The sequence below is a fragment of the uncultured Boseongicola sp. genome (assembly GCF_937988555.1).
Lineage (GTDB): Bacteria > Pseudomonadota > Alphaproteobacteria > Rhodobacterales > Rhodobacteraceae > Boseongicola.
The window spans coordinates 1-23,052 of record NZ_CALJXO010000162.1 but is presented as its reverse complement, the minus strand read 5'-3'; the positions used below and the strand labels follow the sequence as shown (position 1 = coordinate 23,052).

Below are 23,052 nucleotides of genomic sequence, written 5' to 3'. Positions count from 1 at the left end.
GCCAGATCAAGCAGCCACAATTTCGAACCACTCAGCGAATGACCTGGCGCGAGTTTGATGGAGAGTTCGGCGGGAGACCAGATGGCGTTGTAAATTGAAATGGTTGTAGATGGCATCGTGGACAGACAGAAATCGTTGCATTGATCCGGGTGATTTAAACCGCCCCATTCGACGTTCTCGTCGACGGGTCGGTCTCCTCTCATGGTTTTGCAAACAAACCACTGCCGGGCAATGGATGCGAAACCTCCGCCCGATTGTTTAGCCGGCCACCCGTGACATGAAGGTGCGCCAAGCCAAGTTCCCGAAGTGCCGCAGAATATGAACCCAGTTTATCGGTAATAATCTCATCGGGAATGTACCCCTGCTTCTTCAGGAGTTTCCGCATAAGTTTAAGGGCCGCGCGCTTGTTCCTGCGAGACTGCGCCAGGATCTCAAGAACCTCGCCTTCATCGTCAACGGCGCGCCACAGATATGTCCGCTTGCCACCAATTCGGACAAAGACTTCGTCAAGATGCCAGGTACCCGAAGGTCGAACTCTGCGAGATCTGATGTAGGCGGCAATCGCCGGACCAAATTTCAAAATCCATCGGCGGATCGTTTCATAGCTCACATCGATCCCTCGTTCTGCAAGCATTTCCTCAACGTCACGAAAGCTCATAGGGAAGCGAAAGTATAGCCAGACGGCTCGTTGGATTATCAATGGCGGGAATAGAATATCTTTCTCATTCAACGACAAATACCGGCCGTCAGGCTGATCGTCGAGTTAATGTGACAATGCCGAAAAAGAGATGGTTGAACCTGTAATTTCTCAAAGCTGAAATGGGGCTTCAAACTGTTCGAAAGGGACATCTCACACAATTCATAGTAACTTCGAAACCAGATGAGACCATTCCCCAAAATATAGCTTTCGATGTTCCATTTGATCCCCGAGATAATTTTTCAAGCAAGGCGAACATTCATTGAAAAAATTCGCGGTAATAGTACTGGGAGTCTTGGTTGCCATACCGCTACTGGCATTAGTCAGCATATATTTGCGACCAATAACTTTTGCCAAAACCGTCGATCTGGACAACACTTTGCCATCGATCACGCTGAACGGTTACAAGTTTCACTCAGAAACAATGGGCGACACGGATAAACCCGTTATCATCGCTTTGCATGGAGGGCCTGGCGGCGACTACCGGAACTTACTGCCCATTGCCCCTCTGGCCGACGAATACCAACTCGTTTTTTATGATCAGCGCATGACAGGTCTATCTTCGCGACAATTCGACGGCGTGCTGGACCTTGAGAGCTTTTTTGATGACTTGGACGCTTTTGTCGACCGTTTTGGTGCCAGCAGAAAAGTCATCCTTCTCGGGCATAGTTGGGGAGCCATGATGGCTTCGGGTTATGTGGGTATGCATCCGGAAAAGATCGACAAGATCGTCATGATCGAGCCAGGGATTTTGAGGCCGGATTTGTCCCAACCATTCTTTGATTCACAATCAGGCCCGACTTGGGACATCTATCTTGATCTTGGCCGCATTTGGCTGAATTCGTGGCGTGTGGACATTCGGAAAGACAAATATGCGCGCGAAGACTACATTCTAAGCCACGCGTATTCACTCATGCCCGGTGAAGGTGTCCATTGCGGAAACGTCATACCAGAGGAATTTGAAGGCTGGCGTGCGAGCAGAAGAACCTTGGACGAAACCGTGATTGCCTATGTGAATGACACTGAACTACTGAAGCAACTGGATTTCATTTCTGACGCTCACAAGTTTGGCGGAAAAACTCTTATCATTGGCACAACCTGTAACACCATTTACGGCTCCAAGTACCAAGAACGACACCTGCCATTCTATCAAGATGCGAGGCTGGAAACGATCGATGACTCAGGTCACTTTGTCTTTTACGATCAGCCGGAAGTTTCGATAAGAATCATTCGGGATTTTCTAAGTAATTGACCCCAAAATTCGAGGGTTGGACGCTTCTTGATTCAGGGTCACCAAGTGAAAATTCAGGCCCATGTTTGAACCGCATTGCTCTGCTAGTTCGGTACTGCTTGGTCGTCCAAGCGGCTGACGCACAGTTTCTTTCCTCTTTCAATTGAACCGCGGCATTGTCCGCAACTCGGTCATAGACCCCTCGGACCTCGCTGCGGTCGCGACCAATGTCGGCTTTTCTGGCTGCATTGCAGCGTAACTCTTGGATCGATTGGGGCTGTCGATTTGCTGCACAAGCGAAGGACGCGATTTCAGTCCGGCCCATTATTGCTGTGCGTTTTACACCCATGCGGCTTTGCTTTCTCCGCCCATATTCTTGATGGAAGGCAGCACCTTCTGTCCGTCCCGGCGCACCCCGATGGCCGCCAGAACCGAGATGTTCGTAGCCTTTCGATCCAACCGGGTCTTAATAACGGTGCCCGCCAAAATCAGACGGACGATGTCTTCGTCGGCCAAGTCTCACGCCACCCAAGCGTCCCAGTCGACCTTTACCTTGCGCCAGGCGCGGCTGATTACGTCCTTGCTCACCGCGCCCCGGAATAGCCCATACAGCGCCCGCTTCACGCGCCGCGTGTTGGTCCCGGCCAAATAGACCGAGGCAATGAGCGCCTCGGCTTTCTTGGTTAGGCGCTGGTAACGCGGCAGCGCCTTTGATCGCCATTCCGTGGCCTTGCCGGCTTCATCGACAGCCCGGGCGCGCGGCACGCTTATCGTCTCGGTCCCAAACGTACCGATCAACTGGCGCTCTCGATGACCATGCCGATAGCCTTTGGGCTTGTCCGTGCCGCGGTCATAGCGGCAGCGCCCCAGAAACGCCTACAGTTCCTCTTCGAAAACGGCCTCGATCGTGGCGCGGATATTTTGCCGCAGGCGATCCTCGATCGGATCGTAGCCGGCTTCATTGGCCAGTAGCGAAAGCGCAGCGGTGTCGTTATTGTTCGTCATAGCGTGATCTCCCTGGCGGTTGCTGCCGCCGGTTGGGTGGGTTCAAGTCACCCAGAGATTACGCAACCCTCAAATTTCTACCACCTTCGCGACACTACCTTATGAGTGCAAAAGAATGTCTCGCCTGCATGATGCCAGAACGCATTCATTGTTCACACTGAGCAATAAGACGGGTCACTGAGACCCGCTGCACCAACTCAATTGTCTTAAATCAATGACTTTTTGCACCGCTCCCGTGACAACGGAACGGAGCGGTCAGTAGGTTTTGGCGATGTACGAATTCTTTTTTTGCACATGGTCGAACCTCAGCATCATCCAAGGCAAGCCCTTTGTGCGACTGCGTGAGAAGTGAACTTAACCAAGGCCTAATAATGCTCGATTGCCATAAGAAATCATTGTTGGATGTGTTTCGACAGCTAAATAGCTCCGCTGATGGCCTAACTACCGCCGAAGCAAAATCACGGATTGCCAAGCATGGACCAAATGAACTGACGGTCGGGAAAGACACGCCGGAAATCTTGAAATTCCTGCTCCAGTTCAAGAACTTCTTTGCCCTTTTGCTGATTATTGGTGGCGCGTTGGCGATGACAGCCGAACGTCTCGATCCAGGTCAGGGGAATCTATACATCGCGATAGCGCTAATTGGTGTGGTGCTGCTGAATGCCGGATTTACCTATTTTCAGGAACATCAGAGCGAACGGATCATGGACAGCTTTAAAAAAATGCTGCCGTCTGAGATCACCGCTCTTCGCGACGGGAAACCGTGCGAGGTGCCGGTCGCTGAGCTTGTACCCGGAGATTTGGTTTCCCTGCGCGAAGGCGACCGTGTGCCCGCCGATGGGCGATTGATCGTCGCTAAAGAGCTGAAAATCGACAACTCTTCTCTTACCGGCGAAAGTGAACCGCAATTGCTCGATGAGGGGAAGTCGTCAGACGCGTTGCTGGAAAGCCCGAACATGGTGTTCTCTGGCTCATTGGTTCAAAGCGGCGAAGGCAGTTTCGTTTTGTGCGAGACCGGCATGAATACCCAGATCGGCAACATCGTGGCGCTGACCAAGGCAAGCAGTGCCACCGAAACGCCCATTCACAAAGAGCTGAAGTATTTCATAAAAGTGATCAGCTTCATCGCAATCTTTCTCGGAGTGACATTCTTCGCCGTCTCCGTCGCGATTGGCAACAGCATTATCGGGAGCCTCATTTTTTCGATCGGAATCATTGTCGCCAATGTTCCTGAAGGTCTACTCCCCACGGTCACTCTTAGCTTAACGATGGCCAGCCGTCGAATGGCTCAAAAGAACGCGCTAATAAAAAATCTTGAAAGTGTTGAGACGCTTGGGTCGACAACCGTCATCTGTACCGACAAGACCGGAACACTGACACAGAACCGGCTGGGCGTTAACACGATCGTGGTTGGCGGAGAACCTTACGAAGTCAGCAATGACCTTATCAAAGGCGCTCCCGCTTTTGACCAGCTTCTTGCGATCATGTGCATCTGCAACAACGCGTACCTAACAGGGCAAAACAGCTTCGCTGGTGATGCAACCGAAGGGGCTCTGCTGCTTTATGCGCGCGATCACGTAGATATTGATGCCTTGCGCAATGTTGCAGAGATCTCGGAACAGCCGTTCAACTCCATCACAAAAAGGATGATACTTGTTGCCGACCCGGGATCTGGGCCGCAGGCCTATCTGAAGGGCGCTCCGGAAGTTGTTCTCGGCATGTGCGACCGCATTGCTCTGGATGGCACCGAATACCCCCTGACCGATGAACGCCGTGCGGCGGTGATCCAGACATATCGCGAACTGGCTGGGCGCGGGGAGCGTGGGCTCGCGTTTGCCGCCAGAGAATGCGTCCGAAACGACGTGCCCGAAGACGGATATGTGTTTTATGGCATGACCGGCATGATTGACCCGCCGCGACCTGAGGTGCCTGACGCCCTCGAGAAGTGTCGCTCGGCGGGTATCAGAGTTATCATGCTGACTGGAGATTATGGCCTGACTGCAAAGACAATTGCTCACCAAATCGGGCTTATCGGCGCACATGGGCGCGTCGTTCAGGGCGATGAGCTTTCTTCCATGAGCGATGCAGATTTGCAGGCATTGCTGCGCGAGGAACCAGAAATCCTGTTTGCGCGGATTGCCCCGGCACAAAAGATGCAAGTGGTTCAGGCACTTCAGGCAAACGAGGAGATCGTCACTGTCACCGGGGACGGCGTAAACGATGCTCCTGCTTTGAAGAACGCTGACATGGGTGTGGCGATGGGCGTAATGGGCACCGATGTGGCCAAAGAAGCCAGCAACATGGTCTTGATGGATGACAATTTCGCCACCATCGTTGCAGCAGTCGAAGAAGGCCGAACCATCTTTGACAACATCAAGAAGTTCATCGCCTATATCCTGACCTCCAATATTCCGGAGATTTTGCCATTTATCGCTTTTGTACTGTTGGATATCCCCTTACCGCTAACGGTCATCCTGATCCTCTCCATTGATTTAGTAACAGATATCTTGCCCGCATTGGGATTAGGTGCTGAAGGACCGGAAACCGATGTTATGAAGCGAAAACCGCGACCTAGAGGGGAACGTCTACTCAGCCGCAACCTACTTTTTATGAGCTACGGGATCGTCGGAATGCTGCAAGCGGCGGCAGGTTTTTTTACCTATTTCGTCATTCTGTACAATGGAGGCTGGGAATGGGGCCAGGATTTGGCCAGTACAGATCCGCTCTATCGCACTGCAATTACGGGTTTCTTTGCGTCGATAATCATATGCCAGGTGGCTGATGTCATTATCTGCCGCACCCGAACTCAGAGTTTGCTAACCGTTGGCTTTTGGTCAAACAGACTTGTTCTGTTTGGCATTGGATTTGAACTGCTGTTTCTCGCCTGCATCAGCTACCTGCCAGCCTTCAACCAATTCTTCGGAACCGCGCCGCTTGAAGGCTGGCATTTGCTTTTGTCAGTTCCATTCGCCCTGACCATACTAATCGGTGACGAAATTCGCCGCATCTATGTCCGTCGGGGCAATCCGTTCGTGTTGCGATGGTTGACGTGGTAGGGTTGTTTGCTCAAAAATCAGACGCCCGTATTGCGCGAGCAATCCGACAGCGGGGAAGCTCACTGCATCGGCGCGGAACTACAGGAAATGCTGCATTAAATTGAGACTACTACGTTAGCGAAGCGCAAAAGGACAAGTTCATTTGGCAGCGCTTTAGGGTCTGAAACGTTAGTAATGCCCGGCGGCAATTCTCCCAACTTCTCGAGACTACTCCTTTGAATTTATCTGACGTCAGTAGCAGTGGGACAGTTTAGGGTGCTTTGATAAGAGAGGGTCTCTGGCTCGGTGCAGTCATTCGCCGCGACACGCTTGAATGGATGGTATCGGCCGGAAACGGACCTTCTGCTCGCCCAGTGCCGGTGACTGCTTTGTCGGGCACTGCAGACATTGAGGGCGAGGACAACAGAACGAAGATACGGTCATCCGATTGTGCCGAACGTGGCTTCTGCAAAAAATGCGGGTCAAATCTATTTTGTCACATCATTGATAGCAACGAATTCCAAATAGCCGCCGGACTTCTTGTTGATCAGTCAGATTTGCGCCTGTCCCTGCAAGTTTTCACCGATAGGAAGCCGCCCTTCTATACATTGGCCGACAAGCATAAACCATGACTGCCGCAGAGGTCTATGCTGAATACGCTCCACCGTCGGATTGATTTCGCAACGGCAGCTTTGGTCCGCACAGCAGTCATTGGCACTTCCTGCAGCGAACGGCGGCTCTGGAGCCCATCTGCAATAATGCTGTATCGCAGCGAATGACAACTTTTGCGTACCCAGTCCGAAAGAAGCCGCCCAATTGGGAACCCTTCAAACTGTACTGAGGCACCTTGCCAAACGCATGAGTTGTTCTTACTTTGTTCCAACACTTAGATCAGGAGATCACCGTGACAGAAGAGCTCGAAACCGCCCCGAAAGTTCACTATATCTGCCAAACATATGTGGAAACGAAAGGTATGCAGGCTAATTTGCAGGTTGATAAGCTATTTCAGTATACCACGGCTGATCAGGCGCAGGAGCGCGCGACGCGGGAATGTCGTTCTGAAAATTGCGCTGGTGCTGATGCCTATATGATTGTCGAGGACCCAAATTCTGGTGAAGTTGGGCCGCCGACATTTTTGGTTAGGCATGGAACCGTTCCCGAAATGGATGACTTCTAGACCTTAGCTGGCCTGTGCATAGACGTGGGACTGCGCCATAACCATTTGCTTTATTTTTGTTGATGACGTTCGCGGATTGTAACGCACTTGCGCGATTTTTTTGCCCATTCTTTTGATGTAGGCATCCACATCAAGGTTGTGCGATTTCCCTCCCCAATCTTCGCCAATCACAAATATATCTGCGTTGACCGCGATGCAGCCCGACACATATTCAAGTTCATGGTAGGGGCGGACGATGTCGACGCAGCTTAACGCTTGCAACATTTCCACCCGCTGATCCAAAGGAACGATTGGGATATTCGGTTTGTAGAGGTTCACGACCTCATCTGAAGCAACGCCAACCGCAAGGACATCTCCCAAGGTTTTGCAATGCTTCAGCAAGGCAAGATGGCCGACATGAAGTAAATCGAAAGTGCCAACTGTATATACGATCATAGTTCGCTTTATCCTTTGACCTACCCACAAACAGTGCTAGTCAGCGGCATCTGATTGCACGCCAACGGAAATATTGTTCAGTTATTTCAAACAATTAAGTTGATGAGGCCCGGACTTTTTTAAGTCTGTAATCAACAAGTGTTTTGAAAACGACACGTTTCAAATGCACACAGAATGGGAAGCTGAGATTGCCTGTCAAACTTTGACTAGCGGCCTCACCCACTAACCCAAAGGATCAGCGATGACAACCGAAAACACCCCAGAGAACCCGACAAGGCCGATCCTGTCGTATATCAAGGACCTGCCCAATATCTGTTCTTTGGCTGGTCTGGGTTGCACGCTGCTTGCTATTTATTTTCTGATCGTCGGTCTTTATCCCGCCGCGATGATCGGCATGATCTGGGCGGTCGCATTTGATTGGGCTGATGGGCTTATCGCACGCCGGATGACCGGGCGCACAGGTGCTGATCGCAAATTTGGGGGCCAGCTTGACCTGTTGATTGATATTGTCAGCTACGCCGTCACCCCCGCGATTTTGGTATTGAGTTATGCCGACTTTCACCCGGCTTTTTTGCCGGCCGTTTTTGTTATGTTGGTTTTTGGCGCGATCCGGTTGAGCTACTTTAGCACTTTTGGACTGACAGATGATTCAAAATATACTGGGTTAGCCATTGATAATAATAGCATTATCCTTGTCTTTGTTTTCATGTTCGCTGGGTATTTTGACCGATCCGTGTTTGCCATCATTCTGGCAGTCACTGGCCTGTGCCTTGCGGTCTTAAACGTTTCTCAGATCAAGACGCCGAAGCTGTCGGGTAAACCTATCAACGTTGTTCTACTTGCGATCTACACGCTGACAGTGTCCATGATTTACTGTTGGAGTCTTTTGTAACTTTGGTCTGAAGCAGAAGGTATTTGCCGGACAATCGGCAACTGGGTAGAGCAGCAAGCCCAATGCAGACATAACCAAAATCTACTGTTTGCGTCTGCAGCATCTCAGTCTTCGCGTGGGTTGATAAATCCATACCGCAACGCAGCAGAAAAAGCGGACATCGGTGCAAGCCGCAGCAAAATCAACAGGGGCTATGAACGGGTTTCGGACAGACCGGCCTTGTGCAAGCGCAGCTATTGCTCATGTAGCAAACGTTCGCACTCGCGGCGTCGCTTTTTTGGCAATGCACCATTTCTCACCGAACCGGCCGTTCAAATGCACCGATCCGGGCAATTCTCAAACTGATCTTTCGCTGCGGTCTCTTCCAACAATCGAGACGCGGACAATGTGACCATTCTGCATAGCCCCTAAAATCTACTTGCCCGACTTCAACAACACTTCAAACGGGGTGGCCTTGTTTTGAAAGGCCGCAACAATTTCTGCGAGTGCGGATGCCGCGATTGAGGATGCATCACGCAAGGAAGGTACCAACCCTATGGGGCCGTTCAATCGCTCCAAAGACGCCTCATTGACTCCCATTTGGCGAAGCGTTTCACAGCGCATATCATGGGTGCGGCGGCTTCCGAGACTTCCGATGAAATGCGCAGGGGTTTCGATTGCTGCGCGCAGCAAGCTCGGTTCCCAGTCGTGATCGTGAAACAGGGTCAGGAACGCAGTATGCGAATCCAGCATGTCCAGCATGGGGGCCGCATTTGGGGTGGTCAGATGAATTGATGCAGCGCTGGACAGATGCCCAATCGCAGCAAGGTCTTCGGCATCTGGTGAAAGGAGCCTCACATCAAAGCCCATCGCGTGCCCAACCTGGGCCATATGTCGAAAGATCGCTCCACGTCCCGCCAGGACCAAACGATGGCGCGGTGCGTAGGTGAAACGCTTTGAGAGTGCTTCATCGTCGCTGTGAAAGGACAAGGTGACAGGCTGACGCGCGGCGAACTGCGCCTCCGCCTGCAGGATCGCATCTGTATCAGGTGCCGGATCAATCAAGACCATCAATGCCCCGCCGCAAGGTAGTTTGAGGTCGCCAAAGCGTGACCCATCCCCATATCGGATCAGCTTCTTTTGCTTGGATTGCAGTGCCTCTTGAGCGTGAAGCTGAATGTCGCGGTCGATACATCCATTCGACAAATAACCCGTCATTGCGCCGGATTGTTCCACCAAAGCAAGCGAGCCGACCTCGCGGGCGGCTCCTCCCTTAATCGCCATTGAGGTGATCAACACAAAGGGTTGGGCCGCTCGTGTCAGAGCGGCCGCTTTGGCGATAATGTCCGACGCGTGTTCGGCGTAGGTGAGGGCGTTAGGCGGCGACGTCTTCATTGAGCACATTGGCGAAGGACTTAAAGAAATTGGCGGCCAGCTTTTTGGCCGTGCTTTGGATCAATCGGCTGCCCAATTGGACCAGCTTGCCACCGATCTCAGCCTTGGCTTCGTATCGCAAAATGGTTTTGTCTGGACCATCCGCGGTCAGTGTCACGTCCGCGCCGCCTTTGGCGTGGCCCGCAGCGCCACCATTACCTTGTCCGGTAAGCGAGAAGGCATCAGGCGCACCAGCCGTATCAAGTTGAACGTTGCCGCTAAACTTGGCTTTCACAGGGCCGATCTTCAAAACGACCTTCGCCTCCAGCTCTGTGTCAGAATGCTTGATCAGCTCCTCGCAACCTGGGATGCATTGCTGCAATATCGCAGGGTCATTCAGCGCGGCATAGACGCGTTCTTTCGGGGCATTGATGATGATTTCGTCGGCAAGTTCCATGTGGGTGTCCTTCTTAGCAACCGGGGAATTTGATGGCGGCCAACTGGTCGGCCTGTTCGGGTGTTAGGGCCAGCTTACGACGCCAATGAGCGGCGATCCGATTCAGCGTTTTCATACGGGTTCCTTCACGATGGCGGCTAAAGCGTCGTATGCTTCGGGCGTGTCGATATCTGCATAGAAACCGGGAGCGGCGAGCGCATGAAACTGAACCTGTTCGGGATTTTCGCGGGTGAATTTTTTGCAACCGGGCGATCTGGGGTCCGCCAAAATCTGCACGCGCAGTGCTGTGGGCACAACAATTGGATTGCCGCGCTGGTCGCCCAACTTCGGAATAGAGATCCGCCCGACATCGGCTTGGTTATGGGCAAGCAGCAACGCGGAGACATCAGCAGCAGACAACAGCGGTTGATCGCCAAGGCCAATCAAGATCGCCTTCGCGTCCCCAGCGCCGCGCAAACCGCAGGCCACAGATGTCGGCTGGCCTTGCGCATAATCAGCGTTAAAGACCGTCACAGCAGCGCTGCCTTCAAGTCCGGCCTCTACCACGTCGGCTTCATGCCCCGTCACAACCAGAACCGGACCATCAATTGCTGCTGAGTAGACATTCACCATATGGCGGATCATCGGCACGCCACTGATAGGCAGGAGCAGTTTGTTGCGAACACCCATCCGGCGCGACAGTCCAGCGGCCAATATGATCGCTGTGACATCATGCATTGGTTTGCGTCACGGCGGCGCGTCGGACCTGTACCAATTGCGCGAGGATCGACAGTGCGATTTCCTCTGGCGTCACGGCCCCCAGATCTAGCCCAGCGGGGGCATTTACGCTTTCAATCGCGGATTTATCAAAGCCCGCGCTAGCCAGCTTTTCAGCAAGAGTCGCATATTTCCGGTGGCTTCCAACGAAGGCCACATAGTCAGCCTTGGCAGCCAAAGCCACTTTCAATGCATCCAAGTCGCCCTGTCCTTGGGTCGCGATCACGATAAAGCTTCGCCGGATTGGCCTGTCTTCCTGAGGCACAGAGGCCACGGACCACGAAAATTGGGGAGCGAGCGCGCCCAGGGCTTGTGCTACAGGGGACGTCCCCATGATCACCAGTTGCGGCGTCGGCAGGCAAGGTTCGATGAAGATGTCGACCGTGCCACGAGACGGGCAACCGTTACGGGCAAACGTGGTGCCGTCCAATTGATCCCCTGCAGCCACGCCTTTTTCAGCCAGTAAATCTTCGGGTGCGACAGACACGAGTTGCGGGGTGCCATCCTGTAACGCCTGCATCGCGGCACGCTTTACGGCACCTCGGGTGCAACCGCCGCCCAACCAACCGTTCAGTATTGTCCCATCCGCACTAAGCAACGCCTTCGCGCCGGGTTTGGCTGCGGTAGATCCAGCAGTACGCACGATGGTCGCAAAGGCAAAAGGTTCGCCCCCGTCCCGCAGCGCTTGCGCGGCTTCGGCCAATGCGTCTGAGAGGACTTCGGCTGGGGTCATAGCGCGGCCAGCTCTGCTTCAAGTGCGGCCAGATCGCCCAACGTACTGGCCGCAGCGAACAGGTCCAAATGGGGTAAGGCCGCAGCCATACCATCTGCGACCGGAGCGTAGTCTTTCCAACCTTTCAAAGGGTTCATCCAGATCACCTTGCAGCCACGTTTCTTGAGTTTCGCAAGTGCGTCCGCAATCATTGCCGGGTCTTCCGTGTCGTAGCCATCCGATAGGATCAGCACGACGCTGCGCCCATCGACAAAGCGTTTGGCATAGGTGTCAGCAAAGCGCATCAAAGACTGCCCGATCTTGGATCCCCCGCCAAAGCCATCGGCCATTAATGACATTCGACCAATAGCGCGCATTGTATTCTTGTCGCGCAAAGCCTCGGTGATGCGCACAAGGCGAGTGTGAAAAAGATAAGCGTCAGCAGCAGTATCAGCGCGCATCAAACCCGCCAGGAAGGACAGAAACACCTGCGCATAAACCGACATAGAGCCCGATACATCGCAAAGCGCCACTATCTTGGGGGTCCGGTCCGGGCGCTTCTTGCGCAGCAAGCGGAGAGGTTCGCCACCGGTGGCCAAGCTCTGCCGGATCGTCTTGCGAAAATGCAGGCGGTCGCCCTTGCGCGCGGTAATCCGGCGGCGCGAACGTTTGTCGCGCAATGCGGCCCCCAATCGGCGGGCGACCTCTTCAGCTTGGGCAATTTCTTCAGGGCGGATCATCTCGCGCAGGTCTTTTTGGGCAAGGTTGGGTTGGTCTGTCGCAATCAGTTTGCCGGTCCCATCACTGTCCGCTTCACCGCCTTGATCGTCGGGCGCGGTGCTGGAACCAGAGGCCCCGACATCTTCACCCTTGGCGTCGCGCGACGAATGGACGTTGTCGCTTGTTGGGCTGGATTGGGTCGGGACGATTTTCGCTTTTACCCGTCCCATGTCCATCCAATAGCTGTTGAAAAGATCATCGAACCGCTCGGATTCTTCGCGGCACCCCGTGCAAACCGCCCGCAACGCGCGGCGGCTGTCATCGGGGCGGATAGCATCAACTTCGCTAAGGGCAGCGAGGGCCAGATCAGCCTCGGCCACGCCAAGACGTAAGCCGTTCTCGCGCAGATGTGCGATGAAACCAGCAACCCGCGCTGCTGGCCCCGGATCGCGGCCTGCGAATTTCGTCACACGGCTCATGCGGCTTTGCCTGCTATACGGCCCGCGATCTCGATGGTGATCTGGGCTTGATCACTTTGGGTTTTCAGCAGGGTCGTGAGTGTGGCTTGCAAAACAGCGGGGTTTTCTGTGAGATCGGCGATGCCCAGACCCATCAATGCAGCTGCAAAATCCAGCATTTCTGCGATGCCGGGGGTCTTTTCGAGTTCTTCTTCGCGCAACTTCTGCACAAATCCAACGATCTGTTCACCAAGCCGCGCCTCAACCTCGGGGCAGCGAGCTTTGAGAATTGCCAGTTCTGTTGCCCGGTCGGGGTATTCTACATAGGTATAAAGACAGCGGCGGCGCAGCGCGTCTGAAAGGTCGCGAGTCCCGTTTGATGTTAAGATCACAATCGGCCGTGTGGTCGCCCTGATCGTACCCAGTTCGGGGATCGAGATCTGAAAGTCGGACAAGATTTCCAGCAAATAGGCTTCGAATTCTTCATCAGCACGGTCGATTTCATCAATCAACAGCACCGGGGCAACATCTTGCGTGATCGCAGCCAACAATGGCCGTTCAAGCAGAAAGTCCCGTGAAAAGATGCGGTCTTCGACAGCTCTGCCTGTCTCTCCATCTTCGGCAGCGGCCCGAATGCTCAGAAGCTGGCGTTGATAGTTCCATTCATAAATGGCTTGGGCGGCATCCAGCCCCTCATAGCATTGCAGGCGCAAAAGCTTGGTGTCTTTGACCACCGACAATGTGCGCGCTATCTCGGTCTTTCCGACGCCAGCGGCCCCTTCCAGCAGCAAGGGGCGCCCAAGTGATAGCGCCAATTGTAGGGCAACAGCCAAGTCATCAGAGGCCACATAGCCCTCGCCCGCAAGCGCAGATTTCAAGTCAGTCCAAGTCATGATGTTCCCCGTAAGGTGGGCAATATTGCCCACCTTACCTGTTGCTTTAGTCGTGCATGCCAAGCTTGCTGGCCATCTGCCAAATCCGCCAGTGATCATGGGGCATATTGGTGTGCTTGTTGCCAAACGGGCGGAACGCATCCTGCACCGCGTTTGAAAAACAAGGCACACCGCCCACATGCGGGCTCTCGCCCACGCCCTTGGCCCCAATCGGGTGATGCGGGCTTGGGGTCACGGTGAAGTCGGTCTCGTAATTCGGAACTTCCCATGCGGTTGGCAGGAAGAAGTCCATCAGCGTGCCAGTCTTGACGTTACCCTGCTTGTCATAGGCAATCTCTTGCCCCAAGGCGACGGCCAGCGCTTCGGTCAGACCGCCATGCACTTGGCCTTCGATGATCATCGGGTTGATCCGTGTGCCGCAGTCATCCAGCGCATAGAAGCGGCGGATGTCGGTGACGCCGGTGTCCACATCGATGTCCATGACGCAGACGTAAGCCCCGAACGGATAGGTCATGTTGGGCGGATCGTAGTAGCTGACCGCTTCCAGACCCGGCTCAAGTCCGGGGATCGCCTGATTGTAGGCAGCAAAGGCGATTTCCTTCATCGTCTTGAACTTTTCAGGTGCGCCTTTGACAACAAACCGATCCACATCGAATTCCACATCGTTGTCGTGAACTTCAAGCAGGTAAGCCGCAATCATTTGGGCCTTGGCCCGAATTTTACGACCAGCCATCGCAGTTGCCGCACCCGCAACGGGTGTGGACCGCGATCCATAGGTTCCCAAACCATAAGGCGCGGTGTCAGTATCTCCTTCCTCAATCGTGATGCTGTCCGCAGGCAGACCAATCTCGGACGCAAGGATTTGCGCGAATGTTGTCGCGTGACCTTGACCTTGAGAAATCGTGCCAAGACGCGCAATCGCAGAGCCCGTCGGGTGAATGCGGATTTCGCAGCTGTCGAACATGCCAAGGCCCAGAATGTCACAATTCTTGACCGGACCTGCGCCGACGATCTCGGTGAAGAACGACAGACCGATGCCCATGATCGAGCGGGTCTTGCCGGCTTTAAAGTCCGCGACACGTTGCGCTTGCTCAGCGCGCAGACCCGCATAATCGACAGTCTTGAGTGCCTTGTCCCAAGCGGTGTGATAATCACCAGAGTCGTATTCCCAGCCAAGCGCGGCTTTATAAGGGAACTGTTCTTTCTTGATGAAATTGATCCGGCGTAGTTCTGCCGCATCCATATTCAGCTCAATCGCCAGAACCTCGATCATCCGTTCGATCAGATACACCGCCTCGGTCACACGGAACGAACAGCGGTAGCTAACGCCACCGGGGGCCTTGTTGGTGTAGACACCGTCGACCTCAAGGAATGCGGTCGGGATGTCATAGGACCCGGTGCAGATGTTCATAAACCCAGCCGGGAACTTGGTCGGATCGGCGCAGGCGTCAAAACCGCCGTGGTCGGCAACTACGTTGCATTTCAGCGCAGTGATCTTACCCTCTTTGGTGGCCGAGATTTTGCCGGTCATATGATAATCACGCGCGAATGCGGTGGTCATCAGATTGTCCATGCGGTCTTCGATCCATTTGACAGGCTTGCCGGTCACGATAGAGGCCACCACAGAACAAACATAACCCGGATAGGCACCAACCTTGTTGCCAAAGCCGCCGCCAATATCAGGGCTGACGACACGGATGTTGTGCTCTTCAATGCCCGAGATCAGCGAGACCACGGTACGGATCGCGTGGGGCGCTTGGAACGTACCCCAAAGTGTTAGCTTGCCGTTGACCTTGTCCATGGAGGCCACACAGCCGCAGGTTTCCAGCGGGCATGGATGGGTGCGGTGGTAGTACATCTCTTGCTCGACCACGACATCGGCGTTGGCTAGAACTTCTTCGGTCGGCTCGCGGTCGCCAGCTTCCCAAGTAAAGATGTGGTTGTGATGTTTGCGCGGGCCGTGGGCGCCATCAGGCAAAGAGCCGTCTTCAGCCACCAAATCCTCGCGCAGAACCACGTCTGATTTCAGCGCTTCATGTGGGTTCACGAGGACGGGCAGTTCTTCATACTCGACCTCGACCGCCTCGATGCCGTCAGCGGCGGCGTAGCGATCTTCGGCAACGACAAAGGCGACTTCCTGACCTTGGAACAGCACTTTACCATCTGCAAGAACCATCTGCTTGTCGCCAGCCAGTGTGGGCATCCAGTGAAGACCAAGAGGGCGCAGATCGTCCGCCGTCAGAACGGCCAAAACGCCGGGGACCTTTAGAGCGGCTTCGCTGTTGACGCTCTTGATCCGAGCATGCGCATAGGGAGAGCGCACAAAATCGCCAAACAACATGCCGTCCAGCTTGATGTCATCAACATAGTTGCCCTTGCCTTGGGTAAAACGGGCATCTTCGACGCGCTTGCGCGAACAGCCCAAGCCTTTGAGATTATCGACGCGTTCTTCGCGGGTGACTTCGTCTTTCATTCTGCGGCCTCCTTGGCTGCATTCATCTCAGCCGCGGCGGCCTGAATGGATTTCACAATGTTCTGATAGCCCGTGCAGCGGCAAAGGTTGCCCGCCATGCCAAAGCGGATTTCTTCCTCAGTCGGGTTCGGGGTTTCTTCCAACAGTTTGGTGGCACGGGTAATCATACCGGGGGTGCAATAGCCGCACTGCAACCCGTGGTGTTCTTTGAAGGCAGTCTGCAAAGGGTGCAGATCATCCGGGTTGCCGATCCCTTCAATTGTGGTGATTTCTGAACCTTCGGCCTGTACAGCGAACATGGTGCAGGATTTGACCGACTTGCCGTCTATGGTGACCGTGCAAGCCCCGCAGTGGGAGGTTTCACAGCCGATGTGTGGACCCGTGATATTCAGCCGCTCGCGCAGCGTATAAATCAAGAGCTCGCGTGGTTCGGCGAGGAATTCTTCCTCCTTGCCGTTCACCTTCAGTTTGACGTGCATCTTCTTTGACATGATGTTCCTCCCTATGCCCGCGACCAAGCGCGTGCGATGGCACGGCGCAGAATGATGCCCGCCACATGGTTCTTGAATGCGACAGGGCCGCGGTTGTCTTCGGTCGGGTCGATGTCGCCCAACATGGCCGTTACCGCAGCTTTCAGCGCGGCTTTGTCCACTGACGTGCCAACAAGTGCGGCACCTGCGTCTGCGGAAAAGACTGGCACGTCGCTCAGGTTTGTCATTGCGATAGAGGCGGACACACAAGTGCCACCCTCGCTGACAATCTGCACAGCCGCAGCAGCGGTCGCATAGTCGCCAATCTTGCGCTTCTGCTTTTCGTAAGCATAGCCGCCTTTGGGCATTGGGATTATGACAGCTGTCAGAACCTCGTCATCCTCGCGCGCTGTCGCATAGGCCCCCTCATAGAAATCACGCGCAGCAATCTGACGTTCGCCATCCGGGCCGACCACAGTAAAGATTGCGTTCAGACATTGCATCAAACCGGGCATATCATTGCCCGGATCGCCATTGGCGACGTTGCCACCGACAGTGCCCATGTAGCGCACCTGAGGGTCGGCAATTTGCAACGCTGCTTCGCGCAGAATCGGAGCTGCCTCTGCCAGACCCGCGTGATCAATGATTTTCGTTTGGGTCAATAGGGCACCGATCTTGATGCTGTCGCCGCTAATCTCGATGTCGGACATGCCGCCCACATCCTGCAGGTCGATCAGATGCGGCACATCGGCCATGCGCAACTTCATCATCGGGATCAGGCTGTGACCGCCAGCCATGACACGTGCATCGTCGCCATGCTTTTCAAGAAGTGACAGCACACCGGCCATGTCCTTGGGTCTATAATATTCAAATGCCGCTGGAATCATCGGCTACTCCTCCCTGAAAGCGATTGATTTGCTTAACGTGAAGTCTGCATGCGGCCGCATGCCGCAGCACTAAAAATTCAATGAAACACAGCTAATTTGCACGAAATGCACACATTCATGCACGAACTGCGCTCGGTCGTGCGGCCAGTGCATCCTGTATCGTCTTGAGCTTCGAACGACTCACAGGCGCGCGCGGCGTTTCAGCCCCATCAAAGATGCAGTGCCCCTTGTCCTTTGTGCGCTCGAAGCGGGCGATGCGACTAGGATTGACGAGATAGCTGCGGTGGGTCTGCAAGAATCCGACAGGCAACAGCCGGCTGGACGCTTGGGTCACCGGCCAAGCACAGAACAACCTCTCATTTGCGGTATAGACTTGGGTGTAGTGGCCATCCGCGCGGACAAACAGCACGTCGCTTGCACGGACAAAAACTTTATGGCCTTCCCGCTCGCACGGGACTTGCAGTTCAGCCGCTGTGGTGGAGGCAGGAAGGGGTGAGAGCGCAGCGCGGGGCGCGACAAGATAGGTCACACTCACCCAGAGGCAGGCCCCAAAGATGACGAAGCTGAAAAAGATAACACCTAAGGCGAGCGTTTCATTGCTCATGGAAGGTCCAAACTCAGCAAAATTTTGCTCTTCCACAAAATTGGTGCCAGCCATCGCGAGGAAATGCACAGAACAGACCGCAAAGGCAAAGCATAGCGTCCCAAGCACAATGTTGCGGTTGGTACGGCGCCCATAGGCGATCCAAAACGCCAAAATGCACAGGCCAATCGCAACGCTCGACGAAAAGAGAACGCCCGTCGTGGAGTAGACCGCACGACACATCTCGAGCCCCGCCATACCAATGTAATGCATCACCAAAATGCCAACACCGACGATGCCCCCTGCCAATGTAATAGTCGCAGGTTTTCGTTCGGCGAAGTGCATCAGGATCAGCGCCGCCCCAACAAGCAAGATCGCCAAAAGCGCAGAGACAAGGGTGATGGCCGCATCGTAATAGAACAGGATGGGCATTTGCAGCCCCAACATGGCGACGAAGTGCATCGACCAAATGCCCCCGCCAAGTGCGATGGCAGCCAGCGCCACCGATACTTTCTTTTGGAACATAGGTTTCTGCGCCAAGTCACGCGTCAGCGACAGGCCCGTGAACCCCGCCACGAGTGCGACAATGCACGACATTGCGATCAAGAAGCTGCTTTGGTGGACGCTGAGAAATTCCATTGGCCGAATGATGCCCAAGACTTTTGCGATTTGCAAACGCTATGCGGTTCGCTTGATCGTCATTTTGATCGGAGAGTGGAGGGAGACGAGGAGACATCGACAAAGCGTCGGGTCGATCTAAGTAGACATTTTATTCAGTCGAAAATTCATTCGCTTCTTTTTGCGAAAGCAGACATAGGGGTGATTGTATTGCATAGGTCAGTTAGGGCTCAAACCGCCTTGCGGCAGCGCAGCGGGTCGAGTTCAGACCGCGTTCCGAAAGCAGCCATTCCCGAAACGCAGATGTTTCACACATTTCAGCGGCCTGACCCGATCCTTGGACATTCGGCTGTGGAAAGCGGTCGTAAGACAAGCGGCGACGGAATGACCGCCTCGTGCCCGAAGCGGCCGGATTGAAATAGCGGCCTTCGCTCATCCAGCAGACTGGTAACCCTGGCCAAGCCAAGAAGTACGTTGCAGCGCAGCCGCAAAAGCGACCATTCGTTGTGAGCGCATCGAGTGTCGGGGAGCCGATGACCGAGTTGTGGACGAAACGGAGCTTGGATGAAATGTAGGCTTTGGGTCAAATCATGCGGCAAATGTGCAGTCGAGACTTTGGTCCTGTGCGGACTGGGTGACCGATTTCACTGCAATCAAGCCATCAACCTTGAATAGCAGCTGCAAAACTCGCGAAACTTTCAGCAATGAAATTTTTTCGATGAGGCCGGGCAGCGTCATGGTTGTCCGATCAAAAATGAACCTGTCTTCATATAATGGTCCTTTAGCGCCGCGACGGCCGATTCCGTCTGCCCGGCAAGGACGAGATCCTTCAGGCGGTCATGCTCGACCGAAACGTTTCTCGATTGGCTGGACTGGGTCCGCGCCTGGAAACGATAGCGGATGTTCAACTCGTAAAGCTTGTCGCAGTCAGCAATCAGGATAGGGGAGTCGCAGGCAGAGATCAGGCTTATGTGAAAGCGCTTGTGCGCTTCCTCCCATTCGCGGTTGATCGTCGCGTTCGCGCTGCCTCGCGACCGGGGCACACGGGTCATGCGGTGATGCGCCACAAGAACACGCTCCTCCCAGTCCGCGCCACCGGCCGCCATCGAACGACGCAGCGCTTCTTCCTCAAGAAAGCAGCGATTGGTCAGGATGTCCTGAAACTCCTCCGGCGACGTGCCCGCAACGAAGAAGCCGCGCTTGTCGAAGCGTTCCACCAGACCTGCGCTTACCAGACTGTTCAGTGCCTCGCGGATGGGCGAGGTGCCGCAACCGTGGCGTTCCGTCAGAAGACGCAGGCGAAGCTGCTCACCGGGCCGCAACTCGGCATAGCTGCCGTTCGTTGCGCCCGCAGCGATTTTCATGCCCGTGATGTCCGAGTTGTCCCGCACACCGGGCATTGATGCAGGGCGCAGCGAATGGCTGCTTCGGAGCCCTTTGCAGTCTCGCGCGATCTGACGCGACCGAAGCCCGATATCGCGGTTTCGCCGCGATTTGCTTGACTGGCCATGCCAGCAAAGTGCAGTGTCAGCCGGGGGTAGGACTGATGGCATCACCGGCACCGGCAATACGCCGCTACTACAATCAGCTTCTGGACAGCAGCCGCTGGGATGATTTCAAAGTCCGTCCCGGCGATGTTGTGGTCGCGACAGCCTACAAGGCGGGCACCACCTGGACTCAGAACATCGCGCTGCACCTGATCTTCCAAGACCTCAAGGTACGCCACATCGGCGGCGTTTCGCCCTGGCTCGACAATGCGTTTCGCGAGCACGCCGAGCACCTCGCGATACTGGAGCCACAGGCGGATCGCCGCGTGATCAAGAGCCACATGTATTTCGATGGGCTGCCGATCTGGCCCCAGGCCAGATACATCCATGTCGGCCGCGATCCGCGCGATGTGTTCATGTCGCTCTGGAACTTTTATGCCAATTTCGGCGACGAGATGTTCGAGGCTTTCGCCAGAACCGCGGCAGGCCCCCTACCCAGGCCGCCCGCCGACATCTCGACCTTCTTCGACCTGTGGATCTCCCGCGGCGCGATCGAGGGCGAGACCGATGGATATCCATTCTGGTCATGTATGCGGCAGACCCAGACCTGGTGGCCCGAACGGCATCGGGACAACGTTCTGTTCCTGCACTACGCCGACATGAAGGCAGACCTCAGGGGCCAGATCGCGCGGATCGCCCGGTATCTCGAGATCGAGGTCGCGGATGAGATGCTCGACCGGATCACCGAACTTTGCGACTTCTCCTCGATGAAGCGCGATGCGGAGGCGCTTGAAGGACATGACAGCGGACTCAAAGGCGGTGCCACGGTGTTCTACAACAAGGGGACGAACGGTCGGTGGCGCGATGTGCTGACACCGGGGCAGCTCGCGCGTTACGAGGAGGTGGCTTCGAATGTGCTGGAGCCGGCGGCGAAGCGCTGGCTGGAACAGGGCGGGCCGACCGACGGAGCGGCCTGAGATTGGCTATACTCGCTTGCGCGGTCTTCGCTCAGACTGACCGAGGACGAAACGGAGACGGCCAAGATGCCGGGTAAAGCTGCCCTTCGTCGACGCCGCAGAATCCTGCGCTTTGGGCTCGACCCTATCATCTGAGCGTTCTGCTCAGATGTCTCCAACATCCCGCATGTGAGACATCAGGTTACCGCTCGGCGAACGACCGGTTCCGATCCGGCTCATCGAGCGCGGTTCTACCGACCGCTTACGGTAAGTTGAGCTGCGCTGCAGCGAGGCGCTCGTCGCCGGGTAGTCATCTGGACGATCGGAGATGCCGCGGGTGCATCAAGTCCCGCAAATCGGTCATCGCTGCATTTTTCGCCAGTGTCTGCTCTGGGTCGAAGCTGCCATTGACACTGGGGCCTGTTAATAGGTCCAGAGGCTAGGATATTTGCGTAACCGTTTGCATTACTTTGCGCAGAAGCTGGATACGTGGCGAGGGGCGCTGCCACAACAAGCCGATTTCACGGAATGGGGCTGGGTCGGGGAGAGGGAGGCTGCGGATGGCAACCCCCTCAGGGCGCGGTCCGATTCAGTCCGGCACAATTGATACTCCGAGACAACGACCGACCAGCACGGCGATGACATCAAGTGCATCCAGTTCGTACCGTACATCGGGAGTGATGCCTGCGTCAGACAGCCAGGTTTGTGGCGCACGCCCCCCCATTGCTGACGGTCGTAACGAATGAAGGGGCTATCGCCCAGTATCGCTCCTATATCTGTGCGGGTTTCATTGCTGGGAATGAGCAGTACTAATTTTTCTCGTCGCCAAGTCTGAAAATCCCATGCCTTGGGCAGATCGAATGACGGCTTGACGACTGCCGCAGCGTCCAAATGCCCAGCTATTGTACGGTCATAAAGGTCGCTCGACGTACCCGGTTCAAGGAATATGCGAAGATCGGCGTCACTGCGTGAGAAGCTCATTAGGACATCGGGCAAAATGCCGGAGAGAACGGTAGAGATCGCGCCGATGCGAAGACTGCCTGCTATCGTCTGGCCGGTCACAGCTGCGCGTAGGCTGCGGTGTGCCGCCAACACCCCTTCGGCACGCGCGAGCACCGCATGGCCAGCCTCGGTTGGGCGCACTGTGCGTCCGGAGCGGGCCACTAGATCAGCACCGATTTCATCTTCCAACGCTCGGGTGCGCTGTGCCACAGCCGTCGCAGTCAAATTCAGATGTTGAGCCGCCGCGGCCAGCGAGCCGCGTTGTGCCACAGCGACCAGCGTTTCCAGATTTCGTGTGTACGAAACAAACTATTCCTTCGCATAGAACGAAGGATACGGAACTATTCTTTGCGTCACCAGAGCGATATCGTCGCTGCGAACAACATGAACAAGGGAACAAGCAATGGACTTGGGTCTTTCGAACGCTCTGCGCAGCACGCTTGTCGGATGGGCAAAGATCTTAGCCGATGAAGTGGGTGAGGACGCCATTACCTCCAATATCGTGTTGCCGGACCGGGTCGCCACGAAGCGGATCACCTTCCTCGACGAAAAGAAGGCCGCGCGCGAAGGCCGTAGTGTTGAGGAAGGCCGCGCAGAGAGCCTCGCTGCGATCCCTGCCGGGCGCTACGGCGATCCCGAAGAATATGCCGATGTCGCGGCAGTCTTGGCCAGCACACGCGCCTCGAACATTACCGGCAGCATGATACGCGGTGATGGCGGATATATTTCAAACGTTTGAGAGCAAGGAAAATTGA

The 23,052-nt window shown here is 55.1% G+C and carries 19 protein-coding genes and 2 pseudogenes; 6 read left to right on the top strand and 15 right to left on the bottom strand.

Features of this window, described 5'->3' with window-relative positions:
* Positions 1 to 6: 6 nt before the first annotated feature.
* Positions 7 to 736: pseudogene (locus Q1B15_RS08825) on the bottom strand (IS6 family transposase).
* 223 nt (positions 737 to 959) lie between these two features.
* Here Q1B15_RS08825 and Q1B15_RS08820 point away from each other — a divergent pair.
* Complete coding sequence (locus Q1B15_RS08820; protein ID WP_299753103.1) at positions 960 to 1,949, top strand: alpha/beta hydrolase; 990 nt, start codon at positions 960 to 962, stop codon at positions 1,947 to 1,949.
* A 324-nt stretch (positions 1,950 to 2,273) separates the two neighbouring features.
* Here the strand turns inward: Q1B15_RS08820 and Q1B15_RS08815 are convergent.
* Positions 2,274 to 2,933 (bottom strand): annotated as a pseudogene (locus Q1B15_RS08815) (transposase); the annotation flags it as partial.
* Between the two features lie 371 nt (positions 2,934 to 3,304).
* Here Q1B15_RS08815 and Q1B15_RS08810 point away from each other — a divergent pair.
* Positions 3,305 to 5,989, top strand: a complete 2,685-nt coding sequence (locus Q1B15_RS08810; RefSeq protein ID WP_299753101.1) for an HAD-IC family P-type ATPase — start codon at positions 3,305 to 3,307, stop codon at positions 5,987 to 5,989.
* Between the two features lie 883 nt (positions 5,990 to 6,872).
* Positions 6,873 to 7,145 (top strand): hypothetical protein, encoded by a 273-nt coding sequence (locus Q1B15_RS08805; protein WP_299753099.1) that lies wholly within the window; start codon positions 6,873 to 6,875, stop codon positions 7,143 to 7,145.
* A 3-nt stretch (positions 7,146 to 7,148) separates the two neighbouring features.
* Here the strand turns inward: Q1B15_RS08805 and Q1B15_RS08800 are convergent, their stop codons facing one another.
* Positions 7,149 to 7,580: an adenylyltransferase/cytidyltransferase family protein gene (locus Q1B15_RS08800; protein WP_299753097.1), complete on the bottom strand. Its 432-nt coding sequence runs from the start codon at positions 7,578 to 7,580 to the stop codon at positions 7,149 to 7,151.
* Between the two features lie 241 nt (positions 7,581 to 7,821).
* Between Q1B15_RS08800 and Q1B15_RS08795 the strand changes: the two genes are divergently transcribed.
* Complete coding sequence (locus Q1B15_RS08795; RefSeq protein WP_299753095.1) at positions 7,822 to 8,472, top strand: CDP-alcohol phosphatidyltransferase family protein; 651 nt, start codon at positions 7,822 to 7,824, stop codon at positions 8,470 to 8,472.
* A gap of 414 nt (positions 8,473 to 8,886) precedes the next feature.
* Here the strand turns inward: Q1B15_RS08795 and Q1B15_RS08790 are convergent, their stop codons facing one another.
* The 11 genes from Q1B15_RS08790 to Q1B15_RS08740 all read right to left on the bottom strand — a co-directional run bounded on the left by Q1B15_RS08790 (position 8,887) and on the right by Q1B15_RS08740 (position 20,216).
* A complete protein-coding gene (locus tag Q1B15_RS08790; RefSeq protein ID WP_299753093.1) occupies positions 8,887 to 9,846 on the bottom strand; it encodes an XdhC family protein in 960 nt (319 codons plus the stop codon).
* Positions 9,827 to 10,282 (bottom strand): carbon monoxide dehydrogenase subunit G, encoded by a 456-nt coding sequence (locus tag Q1B15_RS08785; protein WP_299753091.1) that lies wholly within the window; start codon positions 10,280 to 10,282, stop codon positions 9,827 to 9,829. Before Q1B15_RS08785 ends, Q1B15_RS08790 begins: the two co-directional genes overlap by 20 nt.
* Positions 10,283 to 10,393: 111 nt before the next feature.
* Positions 10,394 to 10,999 (bottom strand): nucleotidyltransferase family protein, encoded by a 606-nt coding sequence (locus Q1B15_RS08780; protein ID WP_299753089.1) that lies wholly within the window; start codon positions 10,997 to 10,999, stop codon positions 10,394 to 10,396.
* A complete protein-coding gene (locus Q1B15_RS08775) occupies positions 10,992 to 11,771 on the bottom strand; it encodes an XdhC family protein (RefSeq protein ID WP_299753088.1) in 780 nt (259 codons plus the stop codon). The genes Q1B15_RS08780 and Q1B15_RS08775 overlap by 8 nt, the downstream gene beginning before the upstream one ends.
* A complete protein-coding gene (locus tag Q1B15_RS08770) occupies positions 11,768 to 12,949 on the bottom strand; it encodes a VWA domain-containing protein (RefSeq protein ID WP_299753086.1) in 1,182 nt (393 codons plus the stop codon). Before Q1B15_RS08770 ends, Q1B15_RS08775 begins: the two co-directional genes overlap by 4 nt.
* Complete coding sequence (locus Q1B15_RS08765) at positions 12,946 to 13,821, bottom strand: MoxR family ATPase (protein WP_299753084.1); 876 nt, start codon at positions 13,819 to 13,821, stop codon at positions 12,946 to 12,948. The genes Q1B15_RS08770 and Q1B15_RS08765 overlap by 4 nt, the downstream gene beginning before the upstream one ends.
* Positions 13,822 to 13,867: 46 nt before the next feature.
* Positions 13,868 to 16,294, bottom strand: a complete 2,427-nt coding sequence (locus Q1B15_RS08760) for an aerobic carbon-monoxide dehydrogenase large subunit (RefSeq protein WP_299753082.1) — start codon at positions 16,292 to 16,294, stop codon at positions 13,868 to 13,870.
* Complete coding sequence (locus Q1B15_RS08755) at positions 16,291 to 16,785, bottom strand: (2Fe-2S)-binding protein (protein WP_299753080.1); 495 nt, start codon at positions 16,783 to 16,785, stop codon at positions 16,291 to 16,293. The genes Q1B15_RS08760 and Q1B15_RS08755 overlap by 4 nt, the downstream gene beginning before the upstream one ends.
* Positions 16,786 to 16,796: 11 nt before the next feature.
* Positions 16,797 to 17,651: a xanthine dehydrogenase family protein subunit M gene (locus tag Q1B15_RS08750; RefSeq protein ID WP_299753078.1), complete on the bottom strand. Its 855-nt coding sequence runs from the start codon at positions 17,649 to 17,651 to the stop codon at positions 16,797 to 16,799.
* Positions 17,652 to 17,766: 115 nt separating this feature from the next.
* Positions 17,767 to 18,873, bottom strand: a complete 1,107-nt coding sequence (locus tag Q1B15_RS08745) for an MHYT domain-containing protein (RefSeq protein ID WP_299753076.1) — start codon at positions 18,871 to 18,873, stop codon at positions 17,767 to 17,769.
* A 713-nt stretch (positions 18,874 to 19,586) separates the two neighbouring features.
* Positions 19,587 to 20,216 (bottom strand): FCD domain-containing protein, encoded by a 630-nt coding sequence (locus Q1B15_RS08740; RefSeq protein WP_299753074.1) that lies wholly within the window; start codon positions 20,214 to 20,216, stop codon positions 19,587 to 19,589.
* Between the two features lie 182 nt (positions 20,217 to 20,398).
* On the opposite strand from Q1B15_RS08740, the gene Q1B15_RS08735 reads away from it, so the two are divergent.
* The gene (locus Q1B15_RS08735; protein ID WP_299753072.1) at positions 20,399 to 21,316 is read left to right on the top strand and encodes a sulfotransferase domain-containing protein; all 918 of its coding nucleotides are present in this window, start codon (positions 20,399 to 20,401) and stop codon (positions 21,314 to 21,316) included.
* 444 nt (positions 21,317 to 21,760) lie between these two features.
* Here the strand turns inward: Q1B15_RS08735 and Q1B15_RS08730 are convergent, their stop codons facing one another.
* The gene (locus Q1B15_RS08730) at positions 21,761 to 22,585 is read right to left on the bottom strand and encodes a LysR family transcriptional regulator (RefSeq protein WP_299753105.1); all 825 of its coding nucleotides are present in this window, start codon (positions 22,583 to 22,585) and stop codon (positions 21,761 to 21,763) included.
* Positions 22,586 to 22,700: 115 nt separating this feature from the next.
* Between Q1B15_RS08730 and Q1B15_RS08725 the strand changes: the two genes are divergently transcribed.
* On the top strand, positions 22,701 to 23,036 hold the full coding sequence (locus tag Q1B15_RS08725; protein ID WP_299753070.1) for an SDR family oxidoreductase: 336 nt from the start codon (positions 22,701 to 22,703) through the stop codon (positions 23,034 to 23,036).
* The last annotated feature ends 16 nt before the right edge of the window (positions 23,037 to 23,052 follow it).

Bases quoted from the DNA above. Each gene is read 5' to 3' on its own strand.
- Q1B15_RS08800 (WP_299753097.1), bottom strand. From the start codon at position 7,580: ATGATCGTATATACAGTTGGCACTTTCGATTTACTTCATGTCGGCCAT.
- Q1B15_RS08760 (WP_299753082.1), bottom strand. From the start codon at position 16,294: ATGAAAGACGAAGTCACCCGCGAAGAACGCGTCGATAATCTCAAAGGC.
- Q1B15_RS08755 (WP_299753080.1), bottom strand. From the start codon at position 16,785: ATGTCAAAGAAGATGCACGTCAAACTGAAGGTGAACGGCAAGGAGGAA.
- Q1B15_RS08725 (WP_299753070.1), top strand. From the start codon at position 22,701: ATGGACTTGGGTCTTTCGAACGCTCTGCGCAGCACGCTTGTCGGATGG.
- Q1B15_RS08750 (WP_299753078.1), bottom strand. From the start codon at position 17,651: ATGATTCCAGCGGCATTTGAATATTATAGACCCAAGGACATGGCCGGT.
- Q1B15_RS08765 (WP_299753084.1), bottom strand. From the start codon at position 13,821: ATGACTTGGACTGACTTGAAATCTGCGCTTGCGGGCGAGGGCTATGTG.
- Q1B15_RS08775 (WP_299753088.1), bottom strand. From the start codon at position 11,771: ATGACCCCAGCCGAAGTCCTCTCAGACGCATTGGCCGAAGCCGCGCAA.
- Q1B15_RS08740 (WP_299753074.1), bottom strand. From the start codon at position 20,216: ATGAAAATCGCTGCGGGCGCAACGAACGGCAGCTATGCCGAGTTGCGG.
- Q1B15_RS08785 (WP_299753091.1), bottom strand. From the start codon at position 10,282: ATGGAACTTGCCGACGAAATCATCATCAATGCCCCGAAAGAACGCGTC.
- Q1B15_RS08795 (WP_299753095.1), top strand. From the start codon at position 7,822: ATGACAACCGAAAACACCCCAGAGAACCCGACAAGGCCGATCCTGTCG.
- Q1B15_RS08810 (WP_299753101.1), top strand. From the start codon at position 3,305: ATGCTCGATTGCCATAAGAAATCATTGTTGGATGTGTTTCGACAGCTA.
- Q1B15_RS08770 (WP_299753086.1), bottom strand. From the start codon at position 12,949: ATGAGCCGTGTGACGAAATTCGCAGGCCGCGATCCGGGGCCAGCAGCG.
- Q1B15_RS08735 (WP_299753072.1), top strand. From the start codon at position 20,399: ATGGCATCACCGGCACCGGCAATACGCCGCTACTACAATCAGCTTCTG.
- Q1B15_RS08790 (WP_299753093.1), bottom strand. From the start codon at position 9,846: ATGAAGACGTCGCCGCCTAACGCCCTCACCTACGCCGAACACGCGTCG.
- Q1B15_RS08745 (WP_299753076.1), bottom strand. From the start codon at position 18,873: ATGGAATTTCTCAGCGTCCACCAAAGCAGCTTCTTGATCGCAATGTCG.
- Q1B15_RS08780 (WP_299753089.1), bottom strand. From the start codon at position 10,999: ATGCATGATGTCACAGCGATCATATTGGCCGCTGGACTGTCGCGCCGG.